Here is a 24861-nt window from a genome sequence, read left to right on the forward strand (position 1 = left end):
ACGTCGAATTCGTCCGGGGATGCCGGTGCTTCGATGAGTTCGGAGCTGTCCACGCTCTCACTGTGGCACGAAAACGTGAACGTCACATGAACACGCGGGGCGTCCCCGTTCTGTGCCGGGGACGGCACTCCTCGCCGCTCGCGGAGAAGCGTGCGGAAGCGCGCGAGCCGAAACGCCGACCTGGCTAGGCGACGGACCAGAGGACGTCGCGGGCGTGCTCGCGAAAGCCCAGTCGGCGGTAGACCGCCAATGCCGGAAGGTTGTCACCCTCGACGTAGAGGTCGACGATGCGCAGCCCCTCGTCCCACAGATGCCGCAGCCCGCGGGCGGTGAGGGCCGTCCCGAGCCCGCCGCCGTGCGCTTCAGGGTCGACGCCGACGACGTAGACCTCGCCGATACCGTCCTCGACCTTCGTCCAGTGGAACCCGACGACCTCGCCGTCGCGCTCGGCGACGAAGAGCCCGGCCGGGTCGAACCACTCCTGAGCGCGGCGCTGGTCGAAGTCCGCGCGGTCCATCGCACCTTGCTCGGGGTGCGAGGCGAATGCTCGCCCGTTGATCGCCACGATCGCGTCAGCGTCGCGCTCCTCGAACGCCCGCAGTGTCACGCCCTCGGGCTGCGGGACGTCGGGCGGAACGTCGAGGTCGAGCCGCAGCACCAGCAAGGTGCGAGTCGCCACCAGATCACGGGACACGGCGAGCGCCCGAGCGGCGGCGAGGTCGCCGTGGGACCAGAACCGCCGCTCGCCCGAGGCGATCAGCCGGTCCAGCAGCGCGCCGCCGTGCCCACGGCGGCGCCGCTGCGGATGGACCACGAGCTCGACCGGTGCCCCGGCGAGAGCCAGCGCCGCGGCGTCCTCACTCATCTCACGGACCCGCCAGGGCCCACCGCCGGCGAGAGCGATCGTCGTGGCCTCGTTGAACGGCGCGACGCCGTCCTCGGCGGTTGCGGCTGCGACCAGGTCCTCGATACTCATGCCAGCTCCCTCAGCTGTCCGGCGACCTCTGCGGCCACCGCATGGGCCAAGGTCTCGGGGGTGTCCTCGTCGCGTTCGGGGATGAGGCGGTGAACGGTCCCGAACTCGAACAGGTCGAAGGCGCTGATCCGCTGGGCGACGGCCAGTTCCTCCGCGTGGTCGATGTCGCCGTGAACGATGGCGCTGGCGCCTTCGGGCGGCAGCGGTGACAGCCATGCGTTCTCGGTGGCGACGACCCGGGCGGCCGGCAAGAGTGCGAGGGCCCCGCCACCGCATCCCTGCCCGAGCAGTACTGACACGGACGGTACGCGCACCGTCGACATCTGACTGATGCAGCGCGCGATCTCACCCGCGATCGCGCCCTCCTCGGCCTGCGGAGACAGTTCGGCGCCGGGAGTGTCGATGAACGAGACCAGCGGGAGGCCGAGCTCGTTGGCGAGCCGAATGCCCCGGCGAGCCTCACGCAGCGCCGCCGGGCCCATCGGCTTGACACGCGTCTGCGTCGTGCGGTCCTGACCCACCACGACACAGGGCACGCCGTCGAGCCGCGCGATGGCCACGATCATCGCCGAATCGCGCTCACCCTTCTCGGTGCCCTGCAGCCGGATCGTCGCGTCACTGCCGTAGCGCAGCACCTCGCGTACACCGACCCGATCGGCACGGCGAGTGAGTTGAACCGAGGTCCAGGTGTCCCGCCGGCGCGTGACGGGTTCGCTTCGCCGATGTCGCTGCGGATCGGCGACCGGATCGACCAGCAGCGACAACGCGGTGTCCACGATGGACGGCAGTTCCTCGGGCAGCACGACGGCGTCGATGATCCCGCGGTTCGCGAGGTTGTCGGACGTCTGGACGTTCGGCGGGAAGGGCGCGCCGTTGAGCAGCTCGTACACCTTCGGGCCGAGGAAGCCGACCAGCGCACCGGGCTCGGCGATGGTGATGTGACCGAGCGACCCCCACGAGGCGAAGACACCGCCGGTCGTGGGGTGGCGCAGATACACGAGATAGGGGAGCCCGGCGGCCTTGTGATCCATGAGCGCCCGGGAGATGTCGACCATCGTGACGAAGGCCGGAGTGCCCTCTTGCATGCGCGTGCCACCGGACGCCGTGGTGGCGAGGATGGGCAGGCCTTCGGCGGTCGCCCGTCGCACGGCCGCGACGATGCGTCCTGCGGCGGCCTGGCCGATCGAACCGGCGAGGAACCGGAACTCGTTGATCACCACCGCGACCGGCCGGCCCTTGACCGTCGCGCGCCCGGTGACGATCGACTCGTCGGTGCCGGCACGCTCTGCCGCAGCCTTCAGTTCCGTCCGGTACGGCTCCCGATGGTGCGAGATGTCGATCGGCTCGTCCCACGAGGTGAACGAGCCCGGATCGAGGACCAGGTCGATGAGCTCGTGCGTTGTCAGGCGTCCCACGCCGCGAGCCTAGGCCATCCTCGCCGTCCTCGTCGGCCCGCGCGGCCGCGGACGTGACGTAAGCCACTCGGCAGTGGGGGTTGAGTTCGCCCGGCGTTCACCGAAGCGACCCCGGCCGGACGAGCAGCTTTCTTAGCCTCCCTGAGGCTCTCGACCGGGCCGGACATCGACCTACCGCGAAAAGGACTCCATGCTCTACCGCACCTCTCGTTCTTCGTCCTCTCGACGGCAGGCCTCCCTCGCCGCCGTCCTCTTTGCTCTCCTCGTTGCGCTGGTCGCGCCGGGCGTCGCGGTGCACGCGGCGCCGAGCGACGACCAGTTGGGCGCGGACGGGTCCGTCCTCCGCTCCGCGGTCACCGAGCGGGTGGCCCCGGGCCTCGATCTCACCAACTTCTCGCGTCTGGAGGAGGACGGCTGGAACGACGGCAATGTGCTCACGGCCGACCTGACCACTCCCACACTCAGCATGGACGTGGTCGACGCCGGCACGGTGACGCAGACCTCCACGGTCAGCGAGTTGGCGCGGGCCAACCAGGCCGTGGCCGCAGTGAACGCGTCGTTCTTCGACATCAACAACTCCAGCGCCCCCACCCGGACCGCGATCTCGGCGCGAGACGGCATCCGCGTCGGCACGAGCCAGGAGCACCCGAGCCTGACGTTGAGCCAGGGACGAGCAGCCGTGGAGATGTTGTCGGCTGAGGGAACCGTCACGGTCGAGGGCGTCGAGCACGAGCTCGAGGGATTGAACGTCCCGACCCTGGGGGCAGGCGACATCGGCGTCTACACCGCGGCATGGGGCGATCACACGCTCGACCGTCCGGTCGGGGGACCCGCCGCCGTGGCCGATCGCGTGGCCCGCGCGACGGTGGTGGACGGCGTGGTCACCGACGTCTCGGGCGTCACCGACGCCGCCGGGGATCCGGACATCGAGGAGGGTGAGCAGGTCCTGCTCGGCCGCGAAGCGGGAGCCGACGTGATCGGCGGGCTCGAGATCGGCGAGCAGGTCGAGATCGAGTTCGGACCCTCCGTGGACGTGGAAGCCGCGGTCGCGGGCAGCCATCAGATCCTCCTCGACGGTGAGGTGCCCGATATGAGCGGGAGCCTGGTCACGTCCGTCCACCCCCGGACCGCGGTCGGCATGAGCGCCGACGGCACCGAACTGTTCGTCGTAACCATCGACGGTCGTACTGCTGCATCCCGCGGCATGACACTGCCGGAGCTCGGCGAGTTCATGGCCGACCTCGGCGCCGCGAACGCCGTCAACCTCGATGGCGGCGGCTCGTCCACGATGGTTGCTCGGCCGGCCGGTGCCGACGACGTCCGGGTGCAGAACTCGCCCTCGGACGGGTATGAGCGCCAGGTGCCGAACGCCCTGGTCTTCTACTCGTCCGCGCCGGCGGAGCAGTTGAGCGACGCGAAGATCCAGCCCCAGATCGAGGGGCAGACGACGATCTTCGCGGGACACCACCGCACCGTCGAGGGCATCGGCCTCGGCGCGAACCTGGAGCGCCTCGCCGCGGAGGGAGATTTCACCGCCGACGGGCCCCTCCAGATCGTCGAGGGTGACGGTCGCACCGCCGTCGTGAAGGGCACGGCCAGGGGAGAAGGACAGATCGCCTTCCGCGCCGGGGCGCACGAGGCGCGCCTCCCGGTGCGGGTCGTCGGCGAGCTCGTCGGGCTGCGATCCAGCACCCCCACCATCAACCTCGCGGACGCTTCGGCCTCTGCCGAGGTGACGATCGACGGGTTCGACGCCGACGGGCACGTCGCGCGGATGGAAGCACGTGATCTGGAGGTCACCGCCGATCCGGGACTTCGGGCGACCTCTGACGGGAAGGGCACCTTCCTCGTCCAGGCGACGAGCGCGTCGGCATCCGGCAGCGTGACGTTCCGCGCCGGCGACGCTCAGGTGCGGATCGCGGTGGCTGTGGGAACGCAAGAGGTCCCGATCACCGACTTCGCCGACCTCGACGGCTTCTCGGACGCGACGGCCCGAGCCACCGGCGGCTTCGAGGCGGCCGAGGGACCGGAGCCGGGCAGCCCGGCAGTGCGGTTGCAGTACGACTTCACGACGTCGACGGCCACGCGCGGCTACTACCTCATCAAGAACGAGCCCGTCACGATCGACGGCGATGCGCTGGCGCTGGAACTCGACATCAAGGGCGACGGCTCCGGCGCCTGGCCCCGGTTGCAGGTGCGCGCCGCGGACGGGACGGTGACCAACGTCGACGGCCCGACCATCACCTGGGACGGCTGGCAGCGGACGCGGTTCACCGTCCCGTCGGGTCTGGCTCAGCCGCTCTCGTTCGAGCGGGTCCGGATCATGGAGACTCGGGCCGCCGCGTCGTATCACGGCGACATCGCGGTGGCGAACCTCCGTGCGATCACCACGCCCGCTGCCTCGGCGGAGACCCCGGCGCGTGTCCACGATGCGGCACTCCTGTCCAACGGTTCGGTGGACGGCCGCGCACAGCGGGTCGCGGTGATGAGCGACGCGCAGTTCGTGGCTCGCAATCCCGAGAGCGGGGCAGTGGAGGGAGCGCGACGGACCCTGCAGGAGATCCGCGCGGCACAGCCGGACCTGCTGGTCATCAACGGCGACTTCGTCGACGAGGCCTCGCCGGAGGACTTCGCGCTCGCCCGGCGCATCCTCGACGAGGAATGGACCGATGACATCCCGTTCGTCTACGTCCCGGGCAACCACGAGATCATGGGCGGGAGCATCGAGAACTTCGAATCGGCCTTCGGGTCGACGAGCACCGAGCAGACCCTCGGTCGCACCAAGCTCGTCACCCTCAATTCCGCGGGTGGTTCGCTGCGCAGCGGCGGGATCGACCAACTGCGCGAACTGGAGCGGACGCTGGAGGAGGTCGCCGACAGTGACCACCTGACGGGCCTGGTGGTGTTCTTCCACCACCCGACGCAGGATCCGCTTCCGACGAAGCACAGCCAGCTCTCGGACCGGCGCGAGGCCGCCGAACTGGAGCGCTTGTTGGGTGAGTTCCGGCAGTCCTCGGGCAAGTCCGCCGCCGTGGTGAGCGCTCACGTCGGCGTGTTCCACGGTTCGGCCACGGAAGGCGTCACGTACCTGATCAACGGCAACTCCGGGAAGAACCCCTCGGGTACGCCGGACAACGGCGGCTTCACCGGGTGGATGATGCTCGGGATCGATCCGGGAGCCGGGGCGTTGCCGTCAGCGCCCCAGGTGGAGGACCGGGTGGACTGGCTCGCCGCGGAGACGCGGCCGTGGGTGGACGCGTTGGTCCTGGACAGCCCGAGCCATCTGATGGCCGGGCAGAGCGCCGACGCCGAGGCGACTCTCACCCAGGACGGCCGGCAGGTGCCGGTCGCCTGGCCGGTCACCGCGCAATGGGGCGGTGAGGGAGTGGCCGTCGACGACGGACGGGGCTTCGCTGCTGCCGCAGCGTCAGACCCGGTCGTCCGCCTGAACCCCAGCACGGGTCAGCTCACGGCGCTGCGCGCCGGCACCGCGACTCTCACCGTGACTGTGAACGGGCGAACGGCAGAGGCGACGGTGCAGGTCGTCGCCGATCCGACAGTGCCGGAAGTGCCCGGTCAGCCGGAACAGCCGGGTCAGCCGGGTCAGCCGGGTCAGCCGGGTCAGCCGGGCCAGCCGGGCCAGCCGGGCCAGCCGGGCCAGCCCGGAACCGAGGGCCCGCGGGACCGGGGCGCCGCAGCTGAAGGGGCTCTTCCCGCAGCGGGAGTGTCGTCGATCACGATGGCTGCGGCCGCGATGGCGATAGCGCTTCTGGCCGGTGGCGCGATCGCTTGGCGACGGTACTCGGCGCGCGAACAGTGAGGCGACGGGCGCCGCGGACGTCAGGCGTTGACGTCCGCGGTGTCCCGGGCCGCGTCGCGCTTGGTCGCGACGAAGCGGTAGCCCACGTTGCGGACCGTGCCGATGAGGGTCTCGTGGTCGGGGCCGAGCTTCGCGCGCAAGCGGCGGACGTGGACGTCCACGGTCCGGGTGCCGCCGAAGTAGTCGTAGCCCCACACCTCTTGCAGCAGCTGCTGGCGGGTGAAGACCCGTCCGGGGTGTTGCGCGAGGAACTTCAGGAGCTCGAACTCCTTGAACGTCAGGTCGAGGGAACGGTTCTCGAGCTTGGCAGTGTACGTCACGTCGTCGACGACGAGACCGCTCGCGCTGATGATGTGGCTGTCGTCGGCGCCGGCGTCCTTGGCCTGCGCGAGCCGGCCGACGCCCAGCCGCAGGCGCGCCTCGAGTTCGGCGGGACCGGCGGTCACGAGGATGACGTCGTCCATGCCCCAGTCGGCGGCCGCGACGGCGAGGCCACCTTCGGTCAGGATGAGGATGAGGGGGCACTCGATTCCCGTCGTGCGCAGCACCCGGGTGAGGCTGCGGACCTGGGCCAGGTCGTGCCGGCCGTCGACGAGCACCGCATCGGCGTGCGGCGCGTCGATGAGGGCACTGGCCTCGGCCGGGAGGATCTTCACGTGATGCGGCAGGAGCGCGAGCGCGGGAAGCACCTCCACGGATGATTGCGTGCTCTTGGTCAGCAGGAGCAGGTGTGACATCGTGGACGACCTCCCGGTACACGTTGAGGCCATGGTGAGTTCACCGTGGCCTCATTGTTGGGACAACCTTAGGTCATGAGTCGCGCGTGTTGCCAGACTCCGGCGACCGATGAGAAGCACGTCACATGACCGTCACACGAAGGGAAGATGCCCGATGACCGGTCTCTTCGTGCTCGTCGGGGCCCTCGCCGTCACCGTCGTGATCGCCGTGCTCAAGGCTCATCGCGACGGCCGCTTCACCGCGGTCGAGCACACTGGGGTCGTGGACGATGACGTCGAGCGCCTTGACGCAGAACGCCTCGGGCAGCCGCTCGGGGAGCGGGCGACGCTGGTGCAGTTCTCGAGCGCGTTCTGCGCGCCGTGCCGTGCGACGCGGGTTGTCCTCGGTCAGGCCGCCGAGGCCGTCGACGGCGTCACGGCGATCGATATCGACGCAGAAGCGCATCTGGACTTGGTGCGCGAGCTGGGCATCGTGCGGACGCCGACCGTGCTCGTGCTCGACGCTCAGGGGCGCGTGCTCCGCCGAGCCTCCGGGGTGCCGCGCCGCGAGCAGGTGCTCGCCGCGATCGCGGCAGCGTCTCAGTGAGCGGACAGCCGTCTTGCATATTGATACGGCGGCGGGATTCCTGGGCCGGTACCCCTAGGCTGGGGCCATGTTCATCACGGCACTTCTGACGCGACGCCGGGCGGTCGACAACTGCCACGTGCGTTCCGCGCTGTGTCGTCTCGGCTGACCCCTCACCCCTGTCAGCCCGTCGCTTCGGCGACCTCCCTCGAGAGTTCTCCCATGTCCCGACCCTCTCAGGTAGACCCGCGCGGCCCGCGCGTCGCGGCGGCGCTCACCTCCCTCGTCCTGGCGGTTGCGCTCGTCGTGCCGCCCCCTGCTCGCGAGTTCCTGCTCGTGCTGCAAGGCGCCGTGTTCACGATCGGAGCGTTCGTGAGCGTGGCCGCCACCCCGTACGCGCTGTTCTTCCGCGGCGTCGTGCGGCCGCGGCTCGCGCCGCCCACCGACCTGGAGGACGCCCGTCCTCCGCAGTTCGCCCAGCTCGTGGGCCTGATCTTCGTCGTCGTCGCGCTCGCCGGGTTCCTCACCGGACTCGACGCGCTCGGCTACGGCGCCGCCGCCGCGGCACTCGTCGCGGCCCTGCTCAACGCCGCCACGGGCTTCTGCCTCGGCTGCGAGCTGTACCTGACATCCCGTCGCCTGGCCAAGTCCCTGGCCTGACACCCCCACCGAAAGGAATGAGTATGAGCCGCGAAACCGCGCTCGTCACGGCCGACTGGGTCGAGGAGCACCTGAACGACCCGAAGGTCGTCCTCGTCGAGGTCGACGAAGACACGGAGGCCTACGACAAGGGCCACATCCCCGGTGCCGTCAAGCTCGACTGGAAGAAGGACCTCCAGGACGGCGTCCGCCACGACTTCGTCAGCAAGGACCGCCTCGAGGCCCTGCTGAGCGAGAAGGGCATCGCCAACGACGACACCATCGTCTTCTACGGGGGCAACAACAACTGGTTCGCCGCCTACGCCTACTGGTACCTCAAGTACTACGGCCACCAGAACCTGCGCCTGCTCGACGGCGGTCGCAAGAAGTGGGAGCTCGAGTCGCGTGAGCTGACCACCGACGTTCCCTCGCGGGAGGCCACCACGTACACGGCTCAGGAGCCGAACGCCGACATCCGGGCGTTCCGTGACGAGGTCGTCGAGGCCATCGGCACCAAGAACCTCATCGACGTCCGCAGCCCCGACGAGTACGCCGGTCGTCTGCTCGCTCCGGCGCACCTGCCGCAGGAGGCCGCGCAGATCGGCGGTCACATCCCCACGGCCGGCAACGTTCCGTGGAGCAAGGCCGCCAACGAGGACGGCACGTTCAAGAGCGACGAGGAGCTCGCGCAGCTGTACAGCGAGGCCGGCCTCGACGAGAACAAGGACACCATCGCCTACTGCCGCATCGGTGAGCGCAGCTCGCACACCTGGTTCGTCCTGCACGAGATCCTCGGCTACCCGAACGTCAAGAACTACGACGGCTCGTGGAGCGAGTACGGCTCGCTGCGCGGCGTTCCGGTGGCCGTCGGCGATCAGCCCGGGCAGGCCTGACATGTGCGGCGCGATCAAGGGCGGACCGAGCCTGGAGGGCGTCGACGTCGCCAACCAGGCGGTCATCCAGGGCATCGTGACGCGTGACGACGAGCCGGTCGGCAACGCGTACGTGCGACTGCTGGACGCCGGGGGCGAGTTCACCGCCGAGGTTCCGACCTCGGCGACCGGACAGTTCCGGTTCTTCGCCGCGCCCGGCTCGTGGACGCTGCGGACGCTCGTGCCGCGCGCCGACGTGGTCGAGCGCAAGGTCGTCGCTCAGAAGGGCGCGGTCGCCGAGGTGGCCGTCACCGTCTGACGGCTCCCTCGTCGTTGTTCAGGGCGTGGTCTCGATACGCCGCTCGCAGAGCTCGCCGCTACTCGACCAGCTATCGCCGGCCATAGGTGGTCGAGTAGGAGGTCGCTCAGCGACCGACGTATCGAGACCACGTTGCGTGGGTTGGTCTCGATACGCCGCTCGTTCCTCGCCGCTAGTCGACCGGCTGACTCGGCCATAGGTGGTCGAGTAGGGAGGCCGGCCGCGGCCGAGCGTATCGAGACCAGGTGACGTGGGTTGGTCTCGCTCCGTGGCGGCTACGCCCTCATTGCCACGGCTCCATTGCTCCCTCGTTCCTCGGTCGCTACTCGACCAGCTAGGGATGGGGTGCCGCTACTCGAGCGGCGAGGTGGGGCTAGCGGACTTCGTCGCCGAGGAGCTCGTCGGGGTATTGCGCGATGTAACTGTCCATCTGGTCCGAGCGCATGGCCTCGAACAGTTGCCCCATCTTCGTCTCATCGAGCCGGACGATGCTGCCCCACGCGGGGTGGTCCTCCTCGACGCCGACCGGCGCGGTCAGGAAGCGCACGCTGTCGGTCGTGACGCCCCGCATCGAGAGGGCGAGACCGCGCAGATCGCCGGTCGTCCACTCCTCGTCGATCGTGAGGTTCTCGGCGATGGCGCTCACCGTGTTGTTGAGCTTGACCGGATTGGTCGTCACGCCGCTCTCCAGCATCTTGCTCAGCAGCGATCGGATGAAGTTCTGCTGCCGCGCGATGCGGTCGTAGTCACCGCGCAGGAGCCCGTAGCGCGTGCGGACGTAGGCGAGCGCTTCCTCGCCTTCGAGCAAGTGGTCGCCAGCTTCCCAGCGGATGTCCTGCTTGGGGTCGTAGAAGCTGTTCGGGATGGTGACGGGTACGCCGCCGACGGCGGTGGAGAGATCCTTGAAACCCTCCCAGTCGATGATCGCGAGGTGGTCCATGCGCAGGCCGGTCAGGTTCTCGACCGTCGAGATCGCACCCAGCGGCCCGTACTCGGAGAAGGCCGCATTGATCTTCTGCGCCTGCGTGGGCTCGCCGTCCTCGTCGTAGATCATCGTGTAGGTGTCGCGCGGGATCGACACCAGATCGACCTTGCTGCGATCAGCCGAGATGTGCACGACCATGATCGTGTCGCTGCGGTACTTGCCCGAGGGCCAGTCGTCCGAGGCGGCGTCCTCGGCGAGGGTCTCGCCCCCCTGGTTGCCCTCGCCCTTGTCCGACCCGAGGAGCAGGACATTGATCGAGTGGCCGGCGTCGGGGTCGACATCGGGACGGTTCTTCAGGCTGTCGGTGTCGACGGTGTCGAGGTTCGCGAGTTTGTGATTGAGATTCCACGCGTAGGCTGCGCCGCCCATGAGGGGTAGCAGGATCGCGATGACGAGGCCCCACACGGCCAGCGGATGACGCTTGCGGAAGGGAACACGAGGAGCGCGGCGCTTACCTGCTCCCGCGTACTTCTTGTGGGTTCCCATCAACGACCTCGTGCGTGGACTGCTCAACCTCCATATTCTCGCAGGTCGCGTCAAGCCCGGTGGTCAGACTCCGTTTTCCATGATCAACGTCACAGGTCCGTCGTTGACGAGTTCCACGGCCATCTCGGCACCGAAGACGCCCCGGTGCACGGAAGCTCCCTCCCGTTCCAGCGCGCCGCAGAACTCCTCGTAGAGCGGCTCGGCGACCGGTCCCGGCGCTGCAGCGCCCCACGACGGACGGCGGCCCTTGCGCGTGTCGGCATAGAGGGTGAACTGACTGACGACGAGGATGGGAGCGCCCACCTCGGCGGCGGAACGCTCCTCACGCAGGATGCGCAGGCCCCAGATCTTGCCGGCGAGTGCCTCAGCCTGTGCCGCGGTGTCGTCGTGCGTGACGCCGAGGAGCACCAGAAGCCCGGGCTGCTCGATCGCCGACACCACCTCCCCGCCGACGGAAACCGAAGCGCGGGAGACCCGCTGAACGACCGCACGCATGGCCGACAGCGTACGCGGAGCGGCTCATGGGACGCCGCTAGGATCGTGGGTATGGCCTTTGAGATCCCGCCCGATCTGCATCCGGACGTCATGCCGTTGGCGTGGCTGCTGGGCCACTGGCACGGCAGCGGGCGCGGCGATTATCCGACGATCGAGGCCTTCGGTTTCGAACAGGACGTCGCGTTCACGCACGACACCCGCCCGTTCCTGCACTACTTCAGTCAGACGTGGGTCACCGATGAGGAGGGCCAGCGGGTGCGCCCCGGCGCACTCGAGACCGGTTTCATCCGCGCCGTCGGCGACGGCAAGGTCGAGATGGTGCTCGCCCACCCCACCGGATACGCCGAGATCTGGTACGGCGAGATCGACGGGCCGCGACTCACGCTCACCACCGACATCGTGGCGCGTACCGAGACCGCCAAGGAGTACACGGCCGGCCAGCGCATGTACGGGCTCGTCGAGGGCAGCCTCATGTATGCCTACGACATGGCCGCCGAGGGCCAGCCGCTGCAGTCGCATCTGTGGGGGAAGCTCGCTCGTGTCTGAGTACCGCAGCCCCTTGCTCGCGCTGCCGGGCGCGGTAGAGGGCGACGCGCCCGACACCGGCGTCGCGGCCCACTACGGCTCCATCGTCGCCGAGCAGCGCCGGCTCATCGCCGGCGAGGCGTTCGTGGACCTCTCCCACCGCGACGTCTTCACCGTGGTCGGTCCGGACCGGCTCTCATGGCTGCACGCGCTCACCACGCAGCATCTCGAGTCGCTGGCGCCGAACGAGCCCACCGAGGTCCTGCTGCTCACACCGCAGGGCCGCATCGAGCATGCGTTCAGCGGTGTCGACGACGGTGAGAACGTCTTCCGGGCGCACACCGAGCCCGGCGCCGGTGCGGCCGTCGTCGAGTTCCTCGACCGCATGCGGTTCATGTCCCGTGTCGAGGTCGCCCTCGACCCCGACACCGCGGTGATCGGCACCGCGACCGGCTGGCGCTTCGTCGACCGCACCGAACTTTCCGCGCTTCCCGATCAGCTCGGTGCCCCCGTCGGCACCTGGGCGTACGAGGCGCTGCGCATCGAGCAGGGAATCGTGCGGTTCGGCCTGGACACCGACGACCGCACCATTCCCAACGAGGTCGGCCTGCTCGGGCGCGCCGTCCACATGGACAAGGGTTGCTACCGCGGCCAGGAGACCGTGGCCCGTGTGCACAACCTCGGCCGTCCACCGCGCCGCCTCGTGCGGCTGCTGCTCGACGGCTCCATGGAACATCTGCCTCCGCATGGCTCGGACGTCGTGTTCGATGGCAAGGTCGTCGGTGCCGTCGGGTCGAGCGCCCGGCATCATGAACTCGGACCGATCGCGCTCGCGATCGTCAAACGCAACGTCGACCCGTCCGCGACTTTGATCGCCGACGGTGTCGCCGCCACCCAGGAGGTCATCGTGGATCCCGACGCCGGCTTGCACGTGCGAGCAGCCCGCTGATGGCCGGGTTCGCGGAACTCGGTCTCGAGCCGAGCATCGTGTCGGTCGTGGCCGATCTCGGGTACGAGACGCCGACGCCGATTCAGGAGTCGGCGATCCCGGCGCTGCTGACGGGCCGCGACGTCGTCGGCCTGGCGCAGACCGGCACCGGCAAGACGGCGGCGTTCGCGCTGCCGATCCTGCAGAAGATCGATCCCAGCTCACGGCAGACGCAGGCGCTCGTGCTGGCCCCGACACGTGAGCTCGCCCTGCAGGTGTGCGAGGCGTTCACGTCGTACGCCGCGTCGACGCCGCAGCTCCAGGTGCTGCCCGTGTACGGCGGCCAGAGCTACCAGTTCCAGATCTCCGGCCTCAAGCGCGGCGCTCACGTCGTGGTTGGGACGCCGGGCCGGATCATCGACCACCTCGAGCGCGGGACGCTCGACATCGCTCACCTCGACGTGATGGTCCTCGACGAGGCCGACGAGATGCTCAACATGGGCTTCGCCGAGGACGTCGAGCGCATCCTCGCCGACACCCCCGAGTACAAGCAGGTGGCGCTGTTCTCGGCCACGATGCCGCCGGCCATCCGGCGACTGGCCAAGAAGTACCTCCACGACCCGATCGACATCGCCACGCCGCAGGCCACGCAGAGCACGACCTCGGTCCGGCAGCGCTGGATCGCGGTCTCGCACCACCACAAACTCGACGCGTTGACCCGGGTGCTCGAGGTGGAGACCGGCGACGCGATGATCGTGTTCGTCCGCACCAAGCAGGCCACCGAGGAGCTCGCCGAGCGGCTCCGCAGCCGCGGCTATCAGGCGGCCGCGCTCAACGGCGACCTCGCCCAGCAGCAGCGCGAGCGGACCGTCAACGCGCTCAAGACCGGCGCCCTCGACATCATCGTGGCCACCGACGTCGCGGCCCGCGGTCTCGATGTCGAGCGCATCAGCCACGTCGTCAACTACGACATCCCGCACGACTCCGAGGCGTACGTCCATCGCATCGGTCGAACCGGGCGTGCCGGGCGCCAGGGTGACGCGATCCTGTTCGTCACACCGCGCGAGCGCCGGATGCTCGGCGCCATCGAGAAGGTGTCGGGGCGCCCGATCGAGGAGATGTCGATCCCCACGGCGGAGGAGGTCAACGCGCGGCGGGTCGACAAGTTCGCGCAGGAGATCACCTCCAACATGGGCTCGCCGCAGTTCCACGCCTTCCGCAAGCTCGTCGAGCAGTACGCGACCGAGAACGACGTCGAGATGATCGACATCGCGGCTGCGCTCGCGGTGAAGAGCCACGACGGCGACGAGTTCTTCATCAGCGGCGACGTGCCGTCGCCCGCCCGTCGGGAGCCGGGGGAGCGGCGCGAACGTCGCGAACCGCGCGACGCGCGCCCCCGCGATGGCCGGAGCATCTATCGCATCGCCGTGGGCAAGCGTCACAAGATCACGCCGGCGATGGTGGTCGGTGCGCTCGCCAACGAGGGTGGACTGCGACGCTCGGACTTCGGCAAGATCACTATCGGCGCCGAGCACACGCTCGTCGAGCTTCCGCCGGATCTGCCCGACGAGGTCTTCCGCGCGCTGGCCGACACTCGCATCTCCGGGCGCCGCATCGACCTGCGACTCGATCGTGGCCGCCCGGCTTCGCGCCCCCAGCGCAAGTCCAAGCCCAAGCGCAGCTGACCTTCTCGACGCCTGACCGCACGGCGTTCGTGTACTGAGCCGAAGGGTCGAGACGCACCTACACTGGTGCGGTGTTCGTCCTCGAGAACGCCGTCCGCAATTACGACTGGGGATCCTTCGACGAGATTCCCCGGTTCGTGGGGTCCGGAGTCAACTCCGAGCCCGTGGCCGAGGTGTGGATGGGCACGCACTCGATGGACCCTTCGCTCGTCACGCACCAGGACGGTACGACGCAGCGTCTGGACGAGATCGCCAGGGCGCTCCCGTTCCTGTTGAAGCTGTTGTCGGCGCGCCGGCCGCTCTCGCTCCAGGTGCACCCGGACCTGCCGACGGCTCAGGAGGGGTACGAGCGCGAGGACGCCGCCGGCATTCCCCTCGACGCCCCCGAGCGGACGTTCAAGGACCCGAATCACAAGCCGGAGATGGTCTACGCCCTGTCGACGTTCGACACCGTGGTGGGATTTCGGCCGACCGCTGAGATCCTGCGCGTGCTGGCGCCGCTGGAGGCTCCGCTCGCGCAGCGCTTGCACGACGATCTGCGCGCCAACCCGGGGTTCGCCGGCATCGTGCGACTCGTGGAGTGGTTGCTGAGCGAGCCCATCGACCCGCCCGAGATCGACGCCGTCGTCCAGTGCTGCCGCGATCTGCTCGATCAGGGCCTGGACATCAAGCGGGCTTACGCGACCGCGCTGATGATCCGCCAGGACTTCCCCAACGACCCCGGCGTCGTGATCTCGCTGCTGCTGAACCGGCTCACGTTGCAGCCGGGCGAGGCGGCGTTCCTGGACACCGGCGTCATCCACGCCCATCTGCGGGGATTGTGCCTGGAGGTCATGGCGACGTCGGACAACGTGCTGCGCGCCGGGCTGACGGGTAAGCACCTCGATCCTCGCGGACTTGTCGCCTGCCTCGACGTCGGCATGTCGCGGTTGGCGCGCGTGACTCCGCAGGTCGTCGGCGTCACCACCGAGATCTTCGACCCCGGCGTCGGAGACTTCGCGCTCGCGGTGACGCAGTGCTCACGCGGCGAGCCGGACGGAGTGCCCTTGCTCGACGCCCCGGACCGTATCGTCTTCTGCACCGGCGGCGAGGTCGAACTCGTCAACGCCCGCGACGAACGACTCAAGGTGCGTCGCGGCGAAGCGGTCTACGCCGGTCCCGACGACGGCTCGCTACGGGTGTACGGCACCGGCGAGGTGGCTCAGGCGTACGCGCCGCAGGACCGCGATGCGCTCCGCAGCCAGCTCGTCGACCTCGTGTGATCTTGTCGCCCGACCGTAGGGTGGCGGAGTAGTTGACGATGCAAGGAGCCACCATGGAGCGCCCCACCGCCCGCACTGCCCTCTACGCCGCCACTGCCGCGTCCACCGCGTTGCTTGCGGCCGCGTGCGGACCGCAGACCGAGCAGGTCGAGTCGGCTCCGTCGCCGTCCGCATCCGCCGAGGCGAAGGGCGCGAGCGAGGGTGCCGCGAGCTTCTCTGCCGGTGACTACGAGGCCACGGGCAGCTACCAGACGCCCGGCGGCACGCAGTCGGTCGACGTCGAGGTCACCTTGGAGGCCGACGGCACCATCACCGACGTCGAGGTCGACGGCAACGCCGAGGGCGGCAACTCCGAGCAGTTCCAGGAGAAGTTCGAGAGCGGCATCGAGGCTGAGGTCGAGGGCAAGAAGATCACCGAACTGTCCGTGGACAAGGTGTCCGGCTCCTCGCTCACCAGTGGCGGGTTCAACGACGCCATCACGCAGATCATCGACGACGCGCAGGCCTGAGCGATGTGGGCGTTCGACGCCATCGGGACCCGATGGTGCATCGACGCTCCCGAGCCGGTCGACACGGGCGCGGTCCGCGAGATCATCGACGATTTCGACCGGACCTGGTCGCGTTTCCGCGATGACGCTCTGGTCGCGCGGCTGCGGACCCAACCCAGCGTCGACCTCGGCTCCGACGCGCCAGCCATCTTCGGGTTGTACGACCGCCTCGACGACCTGACCGACGGGGCGGTGAGTCCCGCCATCGGCGCGAGCCTCGAACAACTCGGGTACGACGCCCAGTACACGCTGACCGCCCACGGCGAGGCGATTCCCGCGCTCCGGTGGCGCGATGTCCATCGCGATGGCTCCGTGGTCACCGTCGACCAACCCGTCGTGGTCGATGTCGGGGCGGTGGGCAAGGGCTTTGTGGCGCAGCGGATCGCTGACCTTCTCCCCGGGCCCGTCACCGTCGACGCGAGCGGAGACATCGTGCATCGGGGCACGCGGCCCTTGCGTGTCGCGCTCGAGCATCCGCTGCAGCCCGACCTCGCGATCGGTGTCGTCGACCTCGCGCCCGGCAACGCGATCTGCGCCTCGGCGATCAACCGGCGGACGTGGGGCGACCGCTGGCACCATGTGCTGGACGCCCGGACTGGCGAGCCGACGCGCGACGTGCTCGCCACGTGGGTGGTCGCCCCCGATGCGGCGCTGGCCGACGGGTTGGCCACGGCACTGTTCTTCGTCGAATCCGACCGGGTCCTCGACGAGTTTCCCGAGGTGGGATGCGCCGTCGTCGACGCGACGATGCGCGTCCGTGCCGCCCGGATGACAGGAGAGATCTTCCGATGAGCACCCTCGACCGCTTCCTCAGCCGCCTCACGATGTACCGCCTGGTGATCGCGGTCCTGGCCATCGTGGGCGTCTGGGCGCTCGTCGCCGCTGCGGCGGGCTGGCTCGATCCGGCGATCTTCGGTGTGGGGCCGATGCTCCTCACGCTCGCGGTGCTCGTCGTCGTCTCGGTGATCTGCAACGAGGTTCTGGGGCGGGTGGTCGGCGCTCGGCCTCATCGCGACTCGGCCATCATCACCGCGCTCCTGCTGTGGTTCCTCTACTGGCCCAGCGCCGACCCCGCGACCCTCGGCTGGCTCGCGGGGATAGCGGCGCTCGCCACCGCGTCGAAGTACCTCATCGCGGTGCGGCGGCGGCATCTCGTCAATCCGGCAGCAGCCGGCGTGGTGCTCGGGACGCTGCTGGGATGGGCCGCGGGCATCGACAGCATGCCGTTCACGACGTGGTGGGCGGCGAGCGAGATCCTCTTCCCGGTGGTGCTCGTCGGCGCCCTGCTGATCCTGCGCCGCACGCGTCGGGTGAGCCTCGGTCTCGTGTTCGCGGCGGTCGCGCTGCCGCTCGTCGTGTCGGGGCTGACCGCGTTCGGCTCGTCGCTCGGCGATGCGGTGTGGACCGCGCTGTCGGCGTATCCGATCGTCTTCTTCGCCGGGTTCATGCTGAGTGAACCGCTGACCTTGCCGCCGCGACGCCACCAGCAGTGGGCGGTCGGCGTGCTCGCCGCCGTCCTGTTCGCGTGGCCGCTGTGGTCGTTCGCGGTGTTCGGATCGTCCACGGCGATCGGGCCGTTCGAGAGCACGTACGAGCTCGCCCTCGTCGCGACCGGGCTGGTGAGTTTCCTGCTCGGCCCGCGCGGGCAGATCGGGTTGACGCTCCGCGAGCGCCGGCCGCTGGGTGGGGACGTCTACGAGTACTGGTTCGACGCGGATCGGCCGCTGCGCTTCACGCCGGGTCAGTACCTCGAGTTGTACCTTCCGCACGGTGGAGCCGACGGTCGCGGCATGCGGCGCATCCTGAGCATCGCCTCGGCGCCGGGGCGCGAGGTGGCAGTCGCCGTGCGCGAGCCGGAGGGTGGATCCACGTTCAAGCGCGCCTTGGCCGAGGCGCAGGCCGGGTCACGCTGGACCGCCACCGCCGTGCACGGGGACTTCGTGCTGCCGCGCGACGACACGAAGGTGGCACTCATCGCCGGCGGGATCGGCATCACGCCGTTCATGAGTCAGCTGCGCGCCGGCGTCGGGGGCCGCGACGTCGTGCTGGTGTACGGCGTGCGCGACGAGAACGACGTTCCCTACGCGGACGAGCTGGCCGACCTCGGCGTCGACGTGCGGCTCGTCGTCGGCGAGGCGCTCGACGCCGACAGCATCACCGCTGCGGTGCCCGACCTCGAGGAGCGCATCGTGTACATCTCCGGCTCCCCGGCGATGGTCGACGCGATCCGCCGCGCCCTTCGGGGTCGGGCCCGCCGCATCCGCGTCGACCACTTCCTCGGCTACTGACCGCGTCGCGGGACGGCCGGGCTCCAGGGCCAAGATGTGGTCAGTTCTGAGGCAGTGGGAGGGGCCACGGTGACACGGAACTGACCACATCTCGGGAAGCGGCGCGGCTGCCCCGTGCCGGAGTGGGCGGGCCACCTGTCACGATGGGTTACCGTTCAGTAGACCATCGTGAGGGAGGGGCCGCGTGCGCATCGCGTTGTTGTCGTACCGCACCAAGACGCACAGCGGCGGGCAGGGCGTCTACGTCCGGCACCTGAGCTGGGGGCTCGCCGAGCTCGGCCACGAGGTCACCGTCTTCTCCGGCCAGCCGTACCCCGAAGACCTGGACCCGCGCGTGCAGCTCGAGAAGGTGCCGAGCCTCGACCTGTACCGCGATGACGATCCGTTCCGCACGCCTGCGCTGCGGGAGTTCCGCGACTGGATCGACGTGCTCGAGTACGGGCAGATGATCACCGCCGCGTTCCCCGAACCGCTGACCTTCAGTCTCCGCGTCCGCCGGCTCTTCGGTCCCCGTGCCGCCGACTTCGATGTCGTCCACGACAACCAAAGCCTGGGGTACGGCCTGCTCAGCCTGCTGGGCCGCGACATCCCGTTCGTCGCGACGATCCACCACCCGATCAGCAAGGACCGCCGCCTCGACATCGCCGCGGCACCCCTGCGCAAGCAGATCACGACCCGCCGCTGGTATCGCTTCGTGCGGATGCAAGCGCGTGTGGCGCGGCGTATCCCGACGCTGCTCGGCGTCTCGAGCGTCTCAGCGGGCGACACCGTCACCGATTTCCGCCTCGACCCGGACCAGATCACCGTCATCCCGCTCGGCGTCGACACCGCGCTCTTCGCTCCCCGCGAAGAGCGCGTCTCGGGTCGCGTCGTGGCGGTCGCCAGCGCCGACAAGCCGCTCAAAGGGGTGCCGCACCTGCTCGACGCGATCGCGAAGCTCCGGGTCGACCACGACGTCCACTTGCACCTCGTGTCGCCGGTCGAGCGCAGCACCCAGCGCCGGCTGCACGAGCTGGGCATCGAGGACATCGTCACGCTGCACAGCGGCATCTCCGACGAGGACCTCGCTCGGCTCATGGCGTCGGCCGAGGTCATGGCGGTGCCCTCGCTGTACGAGGGGTTCTCGCTGCCGACCGTCGAGGCGCTCGCCTGCGGCACCCCCGTGGTCGCGAGTCGGGCCGGCGCGCTGCCCGAGGTCGTCGGCGAGGCCGGCGTCCTGGTCGAGCCCGGGAACGTGGAGCAGCTGGTGACCGAGATCGGGGCGCTGCTGCGCTCGCCCGAGCGCCGCGAGCACTTCGCGCGCGTCGGGCGTGAACGCGCTGTGGAACGGTTCAGCTGGGTGTCGGTCGCCCGTGCCACGGTAGAGGCCTACGAGCGCGAGATCGCGCGCGTCGAGAGGAAGAAGAGACTGACTTCGACCGCCTCCGGGTGGGCCGCGGCACCCGATTCATCGACGTCGGGGCGGGTGCTGGCCGCCACTCCTACGAGGCGCTGCGCCGCGGCGCGAGGGTCACCGCCCTCGACCTCGACGAGGTCGAGCTCAAGGGCGTGCAGGAGATGTTCGACGCGATGATCGACGAAGGCCAGGTTCCCCCGGGCGCCACGGCCGAGACCGTCGTCGCTTCGATCCTCGACCTCCCCTACGAGGACGGCAGCTTCGACACGGTGCTCGCCTCCGAGATCCTCGAGCACGTCCCCGAGGACGAGCAGGGCATCGCCGAGCTGGCCCGGATCCTCGCGCCCGGCGGCACGCTCGCCGTCACGGTGCCGCGCTGGCTGCCTGAACGGGTGTGCTGGGCGCTCTCCGACGAGTATCACGCCAACGAGGGCGGGCACATCCGCATCTACAAGGCCGACGAGCTGCGCCGCAAGCTCGAGGCGACCGGCCTGGTGTTCACCCACCAGCACCACGCGCACGCCCTGCACTCGCCGTTCTGGTGGCTCAAGTGCGCCGTGGGCGTCGAACGCGAGCAGCACCCGCTCGTGCGCGGCTACCACCAACTGCTCGTGTGGGACATGATGAAAGCGCCGAGCGTGACCCGGCTGGCCGAGAAGGCACTCGATCCGCTGATCGGCAAGAGTGTCGCCCTCTACTTCACCAAGCCGCTCTGATGCCGGTTCCCGAGGTCCAGGGGGTGCTCTCGGCCGCACAGATCGCGCAGACCGCCGATTCCATCATCGCCGCGCAGCACGACTCGGGCGCGATCGCCTGGTATCCCGGCGGGCACACCGATCCGTGGGACCACGTGCAAGCGGCGATGGGACTGTCGGCCGCGGGTCGTCGCGACGAGGCCGTCGCCGCGATCGACTGGCTGGCACGCACCCAGCGCGCGGACGGCTCCTGGGCCATCAAGTACGTCGGCGACACCGTCGAGGACGCGGGCACGGATGCCAACTTCTGCGCCTACGTCGCCGCCGGGGTCCGGCACCTGTGGGCGATCGATCCCACGGGCGATCTCGAGCGGTTCTGGCCCGTCATCGACCGCGCCCTCGAGTGCGTGCTGTCGATGCGATTGCCGACGGGCGTCGTGGCGTGGGCCCGCGGCAGTGAGGGCGAACTGGCCGACGAGGCGCTGGTGACGGGCAACGCGAGTATCGCGTTCAGTCTGCGCTGCGCCCTCGATCTCGCTCGCGTCTGGGGCCATCAGCGGCCTGATTGGGAACTGGCCGTCGCCCGCATCGATCACGCGCTGGCCGAGCACCCGGAGTGGTTCACCGACAAGCCCCGGCATTCGATGGACTGGTACTACCCGGTGCTCGGCGGTTCCCTCGCCGGCGCGCCGGCCGCCGAACGCATCGACGGCCGCTGGGACGAGTTCGTCGTTCCGGGTCTCGGCGCCCGGTGCGTGACCGAGAACCCTTGGGTGACCGGCGGCGAGTCTTGCGAGCTCGCTCTCACCCTCGAGGCGATGGGCCGCCGCGATGCCGCCCTGCGCGTGTTCAGCGAGATGCAGCACCTTCGTGACCACGACGGCTCGTACTGGACCGGACTCGTCTACAGCGACGGCGTCCGCTGGCCCGTCGAACGCACCACCTGGACGGGGGCGACGGTCATCCTGGCCGCCGACGCGCTCTCGGCGAGCACGCCCGCCCACGACTTCTTCCACCCCGACCGCCACGTGCGCACCGACTGGCTCGCGTCGTGCCCGTGCCAGGAGCCCGCCCGATGACCGACCTGCCCCCGGATCTCGCTCGTCTCGCCGACTTTGTCAAGGGATTCCTTCCCGAGGACGAGGCCGCCGCGCTCCGGGCCGCCGCCGCACGTTTCGCCACCGCGGGCGGGGTGCTCGTCGAGATCGGGAGCTACTGCGGCAAGTCGGCGATCCATCTGGGGCACGTGGCGCGCACGACGGGCGCGACGCTCGTGACCATCGATCACCACCGCGGCTCCGAGGAGCACCAGGTCGGGTGGGAGTACCACGATCCCGAACTCGTCGACCCGCAGACGGGCGCATTCGAGACGCTGCCGTCGCTGCGTCGGGCGCTGTTCGCCGCCGGGCTCGAGGACGTCGTCGTACCGATCGTCGGCCGGTCCACCACGGTGAGCGCCTTCTGGCGCACCCCGGTCGACCTCGTGTTCATCGACGGCGGTCACACCGACGACGCCGCGCAGGCCGACTACGCCGGATGGGCGCCATGGGTCCGGCCTGGGGGCGCCCTGGTGATCCACGACGTCTTCCCTGACCCCGCCGACGGCGGGCAGGCGCCGTACCGGGTCTACCTGCGCGCTCTCGAGGACGGCTTCCGCGAGGTCGCGGTCACTGGGAGCCTGCGGGTTCTCTCCCGTACATAGACAGATCGAGGGACGAGGGGCGTATAGAGGCTCGTGCCAAGCCCTCGGGGGTAGTCAGCACCAGTGAAGCGATTGACAGTAGTCCGGTTCTGTTCAAGACTGTTCTTGCAACCGCACGTACTAAAACTGTCGGGTTTTCTCATGAAGTTCCCTGTGCATAAGCACCATGCGAGGTTTGCAGCTTGCCTGTTGGGGTCGCTCTGCATGATTTCGCTTTCCGCCACCGCGTCGAGTGCTTACCCTGATAGGAAGCCAACTCGCGACGACCTTGTCGTCACGCTCACCAGCAGCGGTGAAAGCTACAATGTCGCAACTGGAGCGCCGACGCTCGAAGCGGTGCGCACCGTGGATGCTGACGAGGGCGATGGGCGTCCCCTCTTCTCGCCCCACAACGATCCGAAACCGCGTACTCAAGGTGACCTTCCCCCTGTGCGTTCGTCTCAGGGATCTGGCATCGGAATTAACGGAGTGATCGGTTCAGATGACCGAACCCGCGTCGCGAACACCACCGTCTATCCGTACAGCGCGATGGTGCAGCTTGAAGTAGTTTTTGATGGTGAGGGATTCATCTGCTCAGGGTTCATGATCAGCGCCGACACTGTCGGAACCGCAGGTCATTGTATCCACGAAGGGGCGACAGACACTCAGGGGCTTGAGCTCGGTACCGTCGGGGAGTTTGCTGAGCAAGTAATCGCTTACCCCGGCCGAGACGGCGACTACTTGCCCTATGGCTCCTGCCTGGGTGTGGAGCTTTACATAAGCGGCGGATGGGGTAACGGTAGCTACGTCGCGTATGATTACGGCGCGATTAAGTTGGATTGCGAGGTCGGCAACGTTACTGGAACGCTCGGGTATACCACGCGAACGGCCAGTAATGCTGTGCTTGCGGGGTATCCAGGTGACAAGACTCCGTACGCCACGCTTTGGCAGGATTACGGAGATGTCTCAAAATTTGCTTTGGGAACACGCTATGAGTACGCGATAGACACCTTCGGTGGACAGAGCGGCGGTCCTGTCTACTACTCACCAAGGGACTGTAACGGCTCCTGTGCCGTTGGGATCCACGCTTATGGTTTAGCTCAAAGCAATACTGGTACGGCGATCAGCACAGTCGATGGTTCTTTTGACAATTTTAGTGCATGGCGACAGTGAAATTTAACCTTCTAGCCGCCGTGAGCGTCCTCGCTGTTGTTTCGAGCCTCGCGAGCTGTGCTCAGGGACCTGGCTCTGGTGCGTCCCCTGATGGAGGAGATGGGCGTGGCGGCGTGGAGGCGCCGTTACCAGGATGTCCTCGCGGGGATGAGTGCGCTTCACGGAGTCCCACGCCCCCGAACGGGTCCAAGGCGATGGAGGTACGACCGGAGGAAGGTCTGGTCGATACCAAGTCTCTGCCGTGGGTCCGTCTCGAAGTGGCGCCTGATGACGCTGCGGGAGCCGTGTACTACTACGGCGGGAGCCCGACGTGTTACGGCCTTGCAGAGGTTGAGGTGCACGTTGACGAGGGCGTTCACGTGGTGACCGTTTACGAAGGGCGCAAGCCGGAAGCCAACCAATGCCCGGAGGTGGCTGTACTGAAGCGAGCTACGCTGCCGACGACGATTGCACGTAGCGGGAGCTGAGCAGGACGCCCGCCCTGCTACCGGGAACGGCGGTGACGGGGCAGGGAACGTCCGGGGCGCGGCTGAGTCGTGCGTCAATGCCGTCGGGTGCTGAGCGGAAGAGGCCGGGAGGTAATCTCGAGGTATGTCCGCTCTCGCACCTCTGCTGCGTGAGGACGCGATCTCCCTCGATGTCGAGGCCCCCGACTGGCAGTCCGCGATCACGATCGCCGGGTCCCTGCTGGAGCAGTCCGGGGTCGCCGACAGTGGCTACACGCAGGCGATGATCGACAACGTCACGCAGAACGGTCCCTACATCGTCATCGCGCCGGGCTTCGCCTTCGCGCACGCTCGCCCGACGGAGGACGTGCAGCGCACGGGCCTCTCCTGGGTCCGGCTCGCCGAGCCGGTGTCCTTCGGGCATCCGACCAACGATCCGGTGACGCTCGTCGTCGCACTCGCCGCCAAGGACGACGGAGCGCACACCACGGCCATGGCCGAGCTCGCCAAGGTCATCGGTGATCCGGACACCAAGGCCGCGCTCGACGCCGCCGGTTCGCCCGCGGAGATCCTCGCGATCCTCGCCGGAGACGAGGCGCCCGCGCAGAACGCCGCCGACTCGTCCGGGGCGGCCTCGCGCAACCTCATCCTCACCGTCTGCGGCAACGGCCTCGGCACGAGCCTGTTCCTGAAGAACACCCTCGAGCAGGTCCTCGACCGGTGGAAGTGGTCGCCGTTCGTCAGCGTCGAGGCCACCGACACGATCTCGGCGCGCGGCAAGGCCAAGGACGCCGACCTCATCCTGACCTCCGGCGAGATCGCCCGCACGCTCGGCGACGTGGGCGTCCCGGTCAAGGTCATCGAGAACTTCACCAGCACCACTGAGCTCGACGCCGCCATGCGCGAGCTCTACGACGTCTAGAAA

22 protein-coding genes and 1 pseudogene are annotated in these 24861 nt (G+C 68.9%); 18 read left to right on the forward strand and 5 right to left on the reverse strand.

The window, feature by feature from the left end; all coding sequences use genetic code 11:
• Nucleotides 1-184: 184 nt before the first annotated feature.
• On the reverse strand, nucleotides 185-976 hold the full coding sequence (mshD, locus tag D9V41_RS13895; RefSeq protein ID WP_121795182.1) for a mycothiol synthase: 792 nt from the start codon (nucleotides 974-976) through the stop codon (nucleotides 185-187).
• Complete coding sequence (locus tag D9V41_RS13900; RefSeq protein WP_121795183.1) at nucleotides 973-2391, reverse strand: carboxyl transferase domain-containing protein; 1419 nt, start codon at nucleotides 2389-2391, stop codon at nucleotides 973-975. Before D9V41_RS13900 ends, mshD begins: the two co-directional genes overlap by 4 nt.
• Nucleotides 2392-2581: 190 nt before the next feature.
• Between D9V41_RS13900 and D9V41_RS13910 the strand changes: the two genes are divergently transcribed.
• Complete coding sequence (locus tag D9V41_RS13910; RefSeq protein WP_166376051.1) at nucleotides 2582-6211, forward strand: phosphodiester glycosidase family protein; 3630 nt, start codon at nucleotides 2582-2584, stop codon at nucleotides 6209-6211.
• 20 nt (nucleotides 6212-6231) lie between these two features.
• Here D9V41_RS13910 and D9V41_RS13915 read toward each other — a convergent pair whose 3' ends face one another.
• Nucleotides 6232-6948, reverse strand: a complete 717-nt coding sequence (locus D9V41_RS13915; RefSeq protein ID WP_121795186.1) for a winged helix-turn-helix transcriptional regulator — start codon at nucleotides 6946-6948, stop codon at nucleotides 6232-6234.
• A 154-nt stretch (nucleotides 6949-7102) separates the two neighbouring features.
• On the opposite strand from D9V41_RS13915, the gene D9V41_RS13920 reads away from it, so the two are divergent.
• From D9V41_RS13920 to D9V41_RS13935, 4 genes are all read left to right on the forward strand, one after another.
• Nucleotides 7103-7534, forward strand: coding sequence for a TlpA family protein disulfide reductase (locus tag D9V41_RS13920; protein WP_121795187.1), 432 nt, complete (start codon nucleotides 7103-7105; stop codon nucleotides 7532-7534).
• A 201-nt stretch (nucleotides 7535-7735) separates the two neighbouring features.
• Nucleotides 7736-8173 (forward strand): DUF4395 domain-containing protein, encoded by a 438-nt coding sequence (locus tag D9V41_RS13925; protein WP_121795188.1) that lies wholly within the window; start codon nucleotides 7736-7738, stop codon nucleotides 8171-8173.
• A gap of 23 nt (nucleotides 8174-8196) precedes the next feature.
• Nucleotides 8197-9045 (forward strand): sulfurtransferase, encoded by an 849-nt coding sequence (locus D9V41_RS13930; protein ID WP_121795189.1) that lies wholly within the window; start codon nucleotides 8197-8199, stop codon nucleotides 9043-9045.
• Between the two features lies 1 nt (nucleotide 9046).
• Nucleotides 9047-9343, forward strand: a complete 297-nt coding sequence (locus tag D9V41_RS13935; RefSeq protein ID WP_121795190.1) for a DUF1416 domain-containing protein — start codon at nucleotides 9047-9049, stop codon at nucleotides 9341-9343.
• A 373-nt stretch (nucleotides 9344-9716) separates the two neighbouring features.
• Here D9V41_RS13935 and D9V41_RS13940 read toward each other — a convergent pair whose 3' ends face one another.
• Nucleotides 9717-10814: an LCP family protein gene (locus tag D9V41_RS13940; RefSeq protein WP_121795191.1), complete on the reverse strand. Its 1098-nt coding sequence runs from the start codon at nucleotides 10812-10814 to the stop codon at nucleotides 9717-9719.
• 63 nt (nucleotides 10815-10877) lie between these two features.
• Nucleotides 10878-11309, reverse strand: coding sequence for a D-aminoacyl-tRNA deacylase (gene dtd, locus D9V41_RS13945; RefSeq protein ID WP_121795192.1), 432 nt, complete (start codon nucleotides 11307-11309; stop codon nucleotides 10878-10880).
• Nucleotides 11310-11360: 51 nt separating this feature from the next.
• Between dtd and D9V41_RS13950 the strand changes: the two genes are divergently transcribed.
• The 13 genes and pseudogenes from D9V41_RS13950 to D9V41_RS14010 all read left to right on the forward strand — a co-directional run bounded on the left by D9V41_RS13950 (nucleotide 11361) and on the right by D9V41_RS14010 (nucleotide 24858).
• Nucleotides 11361-11855, forward strand: coding sequence for a heme-binding beta-barrel domain-containing protein (locus D9V41_RS13950; protein ID WP_121795193.1), 495 nt, complete (start codon nucleotides 11361-11363; stop codon nucleotides 11853-11855).
• Nucleotides 11848-12783: a CAF17-like 4Fe-4S cluster assembly/insertion protein YgfZ gene (gene ygfZ / locus D9V41_RS13955; RefSeq protein ID WP_243697281.1), complete on the forward strand. Its 936-nt coding sequence runs from the start codon at nucleotides 11848-11850 to the stop codon at nucleotides 12781-12783. Before D9V41_RS13950 ends, ygfZ begins: the two co-directional genes overlap by 8 nt.
• Nucleotides 12783-14447, forward strand: coding sequence for a DEAD/DEAH box helicase (locus D9V41_RS13960; protein WP_121795195.1), 1665 nt, complete (start codon nucleotides 12783-12785; stop codon nucleotides 14445-14447). Before ygfZ ends, D9V41_RS13960 begins: the two co-directional genes overlap by 1 nt.
• Nucleotides 14448-14518: 71 nt before the next feature.
• Nucleotides 14519-15709 carry a mannose-6-phosphate isomerase, class I gene (gene manA / locus D9V41_RS13965; RefSeq protein ID WP_121795196.1) on the forward strand — a complete coding sequence of 397 codons (1191 nt, stop codon included), beginning with the start codon at nucleotides 14519-14521 and terminating at the stop codon, nucleotides 15707-15709.
• 53 nt (nucleotides 15710-15762) lie between these two features.
• A complete protein-coding gene (locus tag D9V41_RS13970) occupies nucleotides 15763-16218 on the forward strand; it encodes an FMN-binding protein (protein ID WP_208006871.1) in 456 nt (151 codons plus the stop codon).
• 3 nt (nucleotides 16219-16221) lie between these two features.
• Nucleotides 16222-17049, forward strand: a complete 828-nt coding sequence (locus D9V41_RS13975) for an FAD:protein FMN transferase (protein ID WP_121795198.1) — start codon at nucleotides 16222-16224, stop codon at nucleotides 17047-17049.
• Nucleotides 17046-18545 (forward strand): ferredoxin--NADP reductase, encoded by a 1500-nt coding sequence (locus D9V41_RS13980; protein ID WP_166376052.1) that lies wholly within the window; start codon nucleotides 17046-17048, stop codon nucleotides 18543-18545. Before D9V41_RS13975 ends, D9V41_RS13980 begins: the two co-directional genes overlap by 4 nt.
• A gap of 184 nt (nucleotides 18546-18729) precedes the next feature.
• Nucleotides 18730-20118 carry a glycosyltransferase family 4 protein gene (locus tag D9V41_RS13985; RefSeq protein ID WP_341770328.1) on the forward strand — a complete coding sequence of 463 codons (1389 nt, stop codon included), beginning with the start codon at nucleotides 18730-18732 and terminating at the stop codon, nucleotides 20116-20118.
• A pseudogene (locus tag D9V41_RS13990) lies at nucleotides 20031-20657 on the forward strand (class I SAM-dependent methyltransferase); the annotation flags it as partial. The gene D9V41_RS13985 and the pseudogene D9V41_RS13990, both read left to right, overlap by 88 nt.
• Entirely contained in the window at nucleotides 20657-21715 is a 1059-nt protein-coding gene (locus tag D9V41_RS13995) for a glycoside hydrolase family 15 protein (protein WP_121795201.1), read from the forward strand. The pseudogene D9V41_RS13990 and the gene D9V41_RS13995, both read left to right, overlap by 1 nt.
• Nucleotides 21712-22338 (forward strand): class I SAM-dependent methyltransferase, encoded by a 627-nt coding sequence (locus tag D9V41_RS14000; protein WP_121795202.1) that lies wholly within the window; start codon nucleotides 21712-21714, stop codon nucleotides 22336-22338. The genes D9V41_RS13995 and D9V41_RS14000 overlap by 4 nt, the downstream gene beginning before the upstream one ends.
• Nucleotides 22339-22479: 141 nt before the next feature.
• The gene (locus tag D9V41_RS14005; protein WP_121795203.1) at nucleotides 22480-23490 is read left to right on the forward strand and encodes a trypsin-like serine peptidase; all 1011 of its coding nucleotides are present in this window, start codon (nucleotides 22480-22482) and stop codon (nucleotides 23488-23490) included.
• A 591-nt stretch (nucleotides 23491-24081) separates the two neighbouring features.
• A complete protein-coding gene (locus D9V41_RS14010) occupies nucleotides 24082-24858 on the forward strand; it encodes a PTS sugar transporter subunit IIAB (protein WP_121795204.1) in 777 nt (258 codons plus the stop codon).
• Nucleotides 24859-24861 lie beyond the last annotated feature (3 nt).

Origin of the sequence: Aeromicrobium phragmitis (genome assembly GCF_003674095.1) — a bacterium.
Taxonomy (GTDB): Bacteria; Actinomycetota; Actinomycetes; order Propionibacteriales; family Nocardioidaceae; genus Aeromicrobium; species Aeromicrobium phragmitis.

What these genes read in the sequence shown, in the direction of transcription:
- mshD (WP_121795182.1), bottom strand. Translation starts at nt 976, where the DNA reads ATGAGTATCGAGGACCTGGTCGCAGCCGCAACCGCCGAGGACGGCGTC.
- D9V41_RS13910 (WP_166376051.1), top strand. Translation starts at nt 2,582, where the DNA reads ATGCTCTACCGCACCTCTCGTTCTTCGTCCTCTCGACGGCAGGCCTCC.
- D9V41_RS13915 (WP_121795186.1), bottom strand. Translation starts at nt 6,948, where the DNA reads ATGTCACACCTGCTCCTGCTGACCAAGAGCACGCAATCATCCGTGGAG.
- D9V41_RS13920 (WP_121795187.1), top strand. Translation starts at nt 7,103, where the DNA reads ATGACCGGTCTCTTCGTGCTCGTCGGGGCCCTCGCCGTCACCGTCGTG.
- D9V41_RS13925 (WP_121795188.1), top strand. Translation starts at nt 7,736, where the DNA reads ATGTCCCGACCCTCTCAGGTAGACCCGCGCGGCCCGCGCGTCGCGGCG.
- D9V41_RS13930 (WP_121795189.1), top strand. Translation starts at nt 8,197, where the DNA reads ATGAGCCGCGAAACCGCGCTCGTCACGGCCGACTGGGTCGAGGAGCAC.
- D9V41_RS13935 (WP_121795190.1), top strand. Translation starts at nt 9,047, where the DNA reads ATGTGCGGCGCGATCAAGGGCGGACCGAGCCTGGAGGGCGTCGACGTC.
- D9V41_RS13940 (WP_121795191.1), bottom strand. Translation starts at nt 10,814, where the DNA reads ATGGGAACCCACAAGAAGTACGCGGGAGCAGGTAAGCGCCGCGCTCCT.
- dtd (WP_121795192.1), bottom strand. Translation starts at nt 11,309, where the DNA reads ATGCGTGCGGTCGTTCAGCGGGTCTCCCGCGCTTCGGTTTCCGTCGGC.
- D9V41_RS13950 (WP_121795193.1), top strand. Translation starts at nt 11,361, where the DNA reads ATGGCCTTTGAGATCCCGCCCGATCTGCATCCGGACGTCATGCCGTTG.
- D9V41_RS13960 (WP_121795195.1), top strand. Translation starts at nt 12,783, where the DNA reads ATGGCCGGGTTCGCGGAACTCGGTCTCGAGCCGAGCATCGTGTCGGTC.
- D9V41_RS13970 (WP_208006871.1), top strand. Translation starts at nt 15,763, where the DNA reads ATGGAGCGCCCCACCGCCCGCACTGCCCTCTACGCCGCCACTGCCGCG.
- D9V41_RS13975 (WP_121795198.1), top strand. Translation starts at nt 16,222, where the DNA reads ATGTGGGCGTTCGACGCCATCGGGACCCGATGGTGCATCGACGCTCCC.
- D9V41_RS13980 (WP_166376052.1), top strand. Translation starts at nt 17,046, where the DNA reads ATGAGCACCCTCGACCGCTTCCTCAGCCGCCTCACGATGTACCGCCTG.
- D9V41_RS13995 (WP_121795201.1), top strand. Translation starts at nt 20,657, where the DNA reads ATGCCGGTTCCCGAGGTCCAGGGGGTGCTCTCGGCCGCACAGATCGCG.
- D9V41_RS14000 (WP_121795202.1), top strand. Translation starts at nt 21,712, where the DNA reads ATGACCGACCTGCCCCCGGATCTCGCTCGTCTCGCCGACTTTGTCAAG.
- D9V41_RS14005 (WP_121795203.1), top strand. Translation starts at nt 22,480, where the DNA reads ATGAAGTTCCCTGTGCATAAGCACCATGCGAGGTTTGCAGCTTGCCTG.
- D9V41_RS14010 (WP_121795204.1), top strand. Translation starts at nt 24,082, where the DNA reads ATGTCCGCTCTCGCACCTCTGCTGCGTGAGGACGCGATCTCCCTCGAT.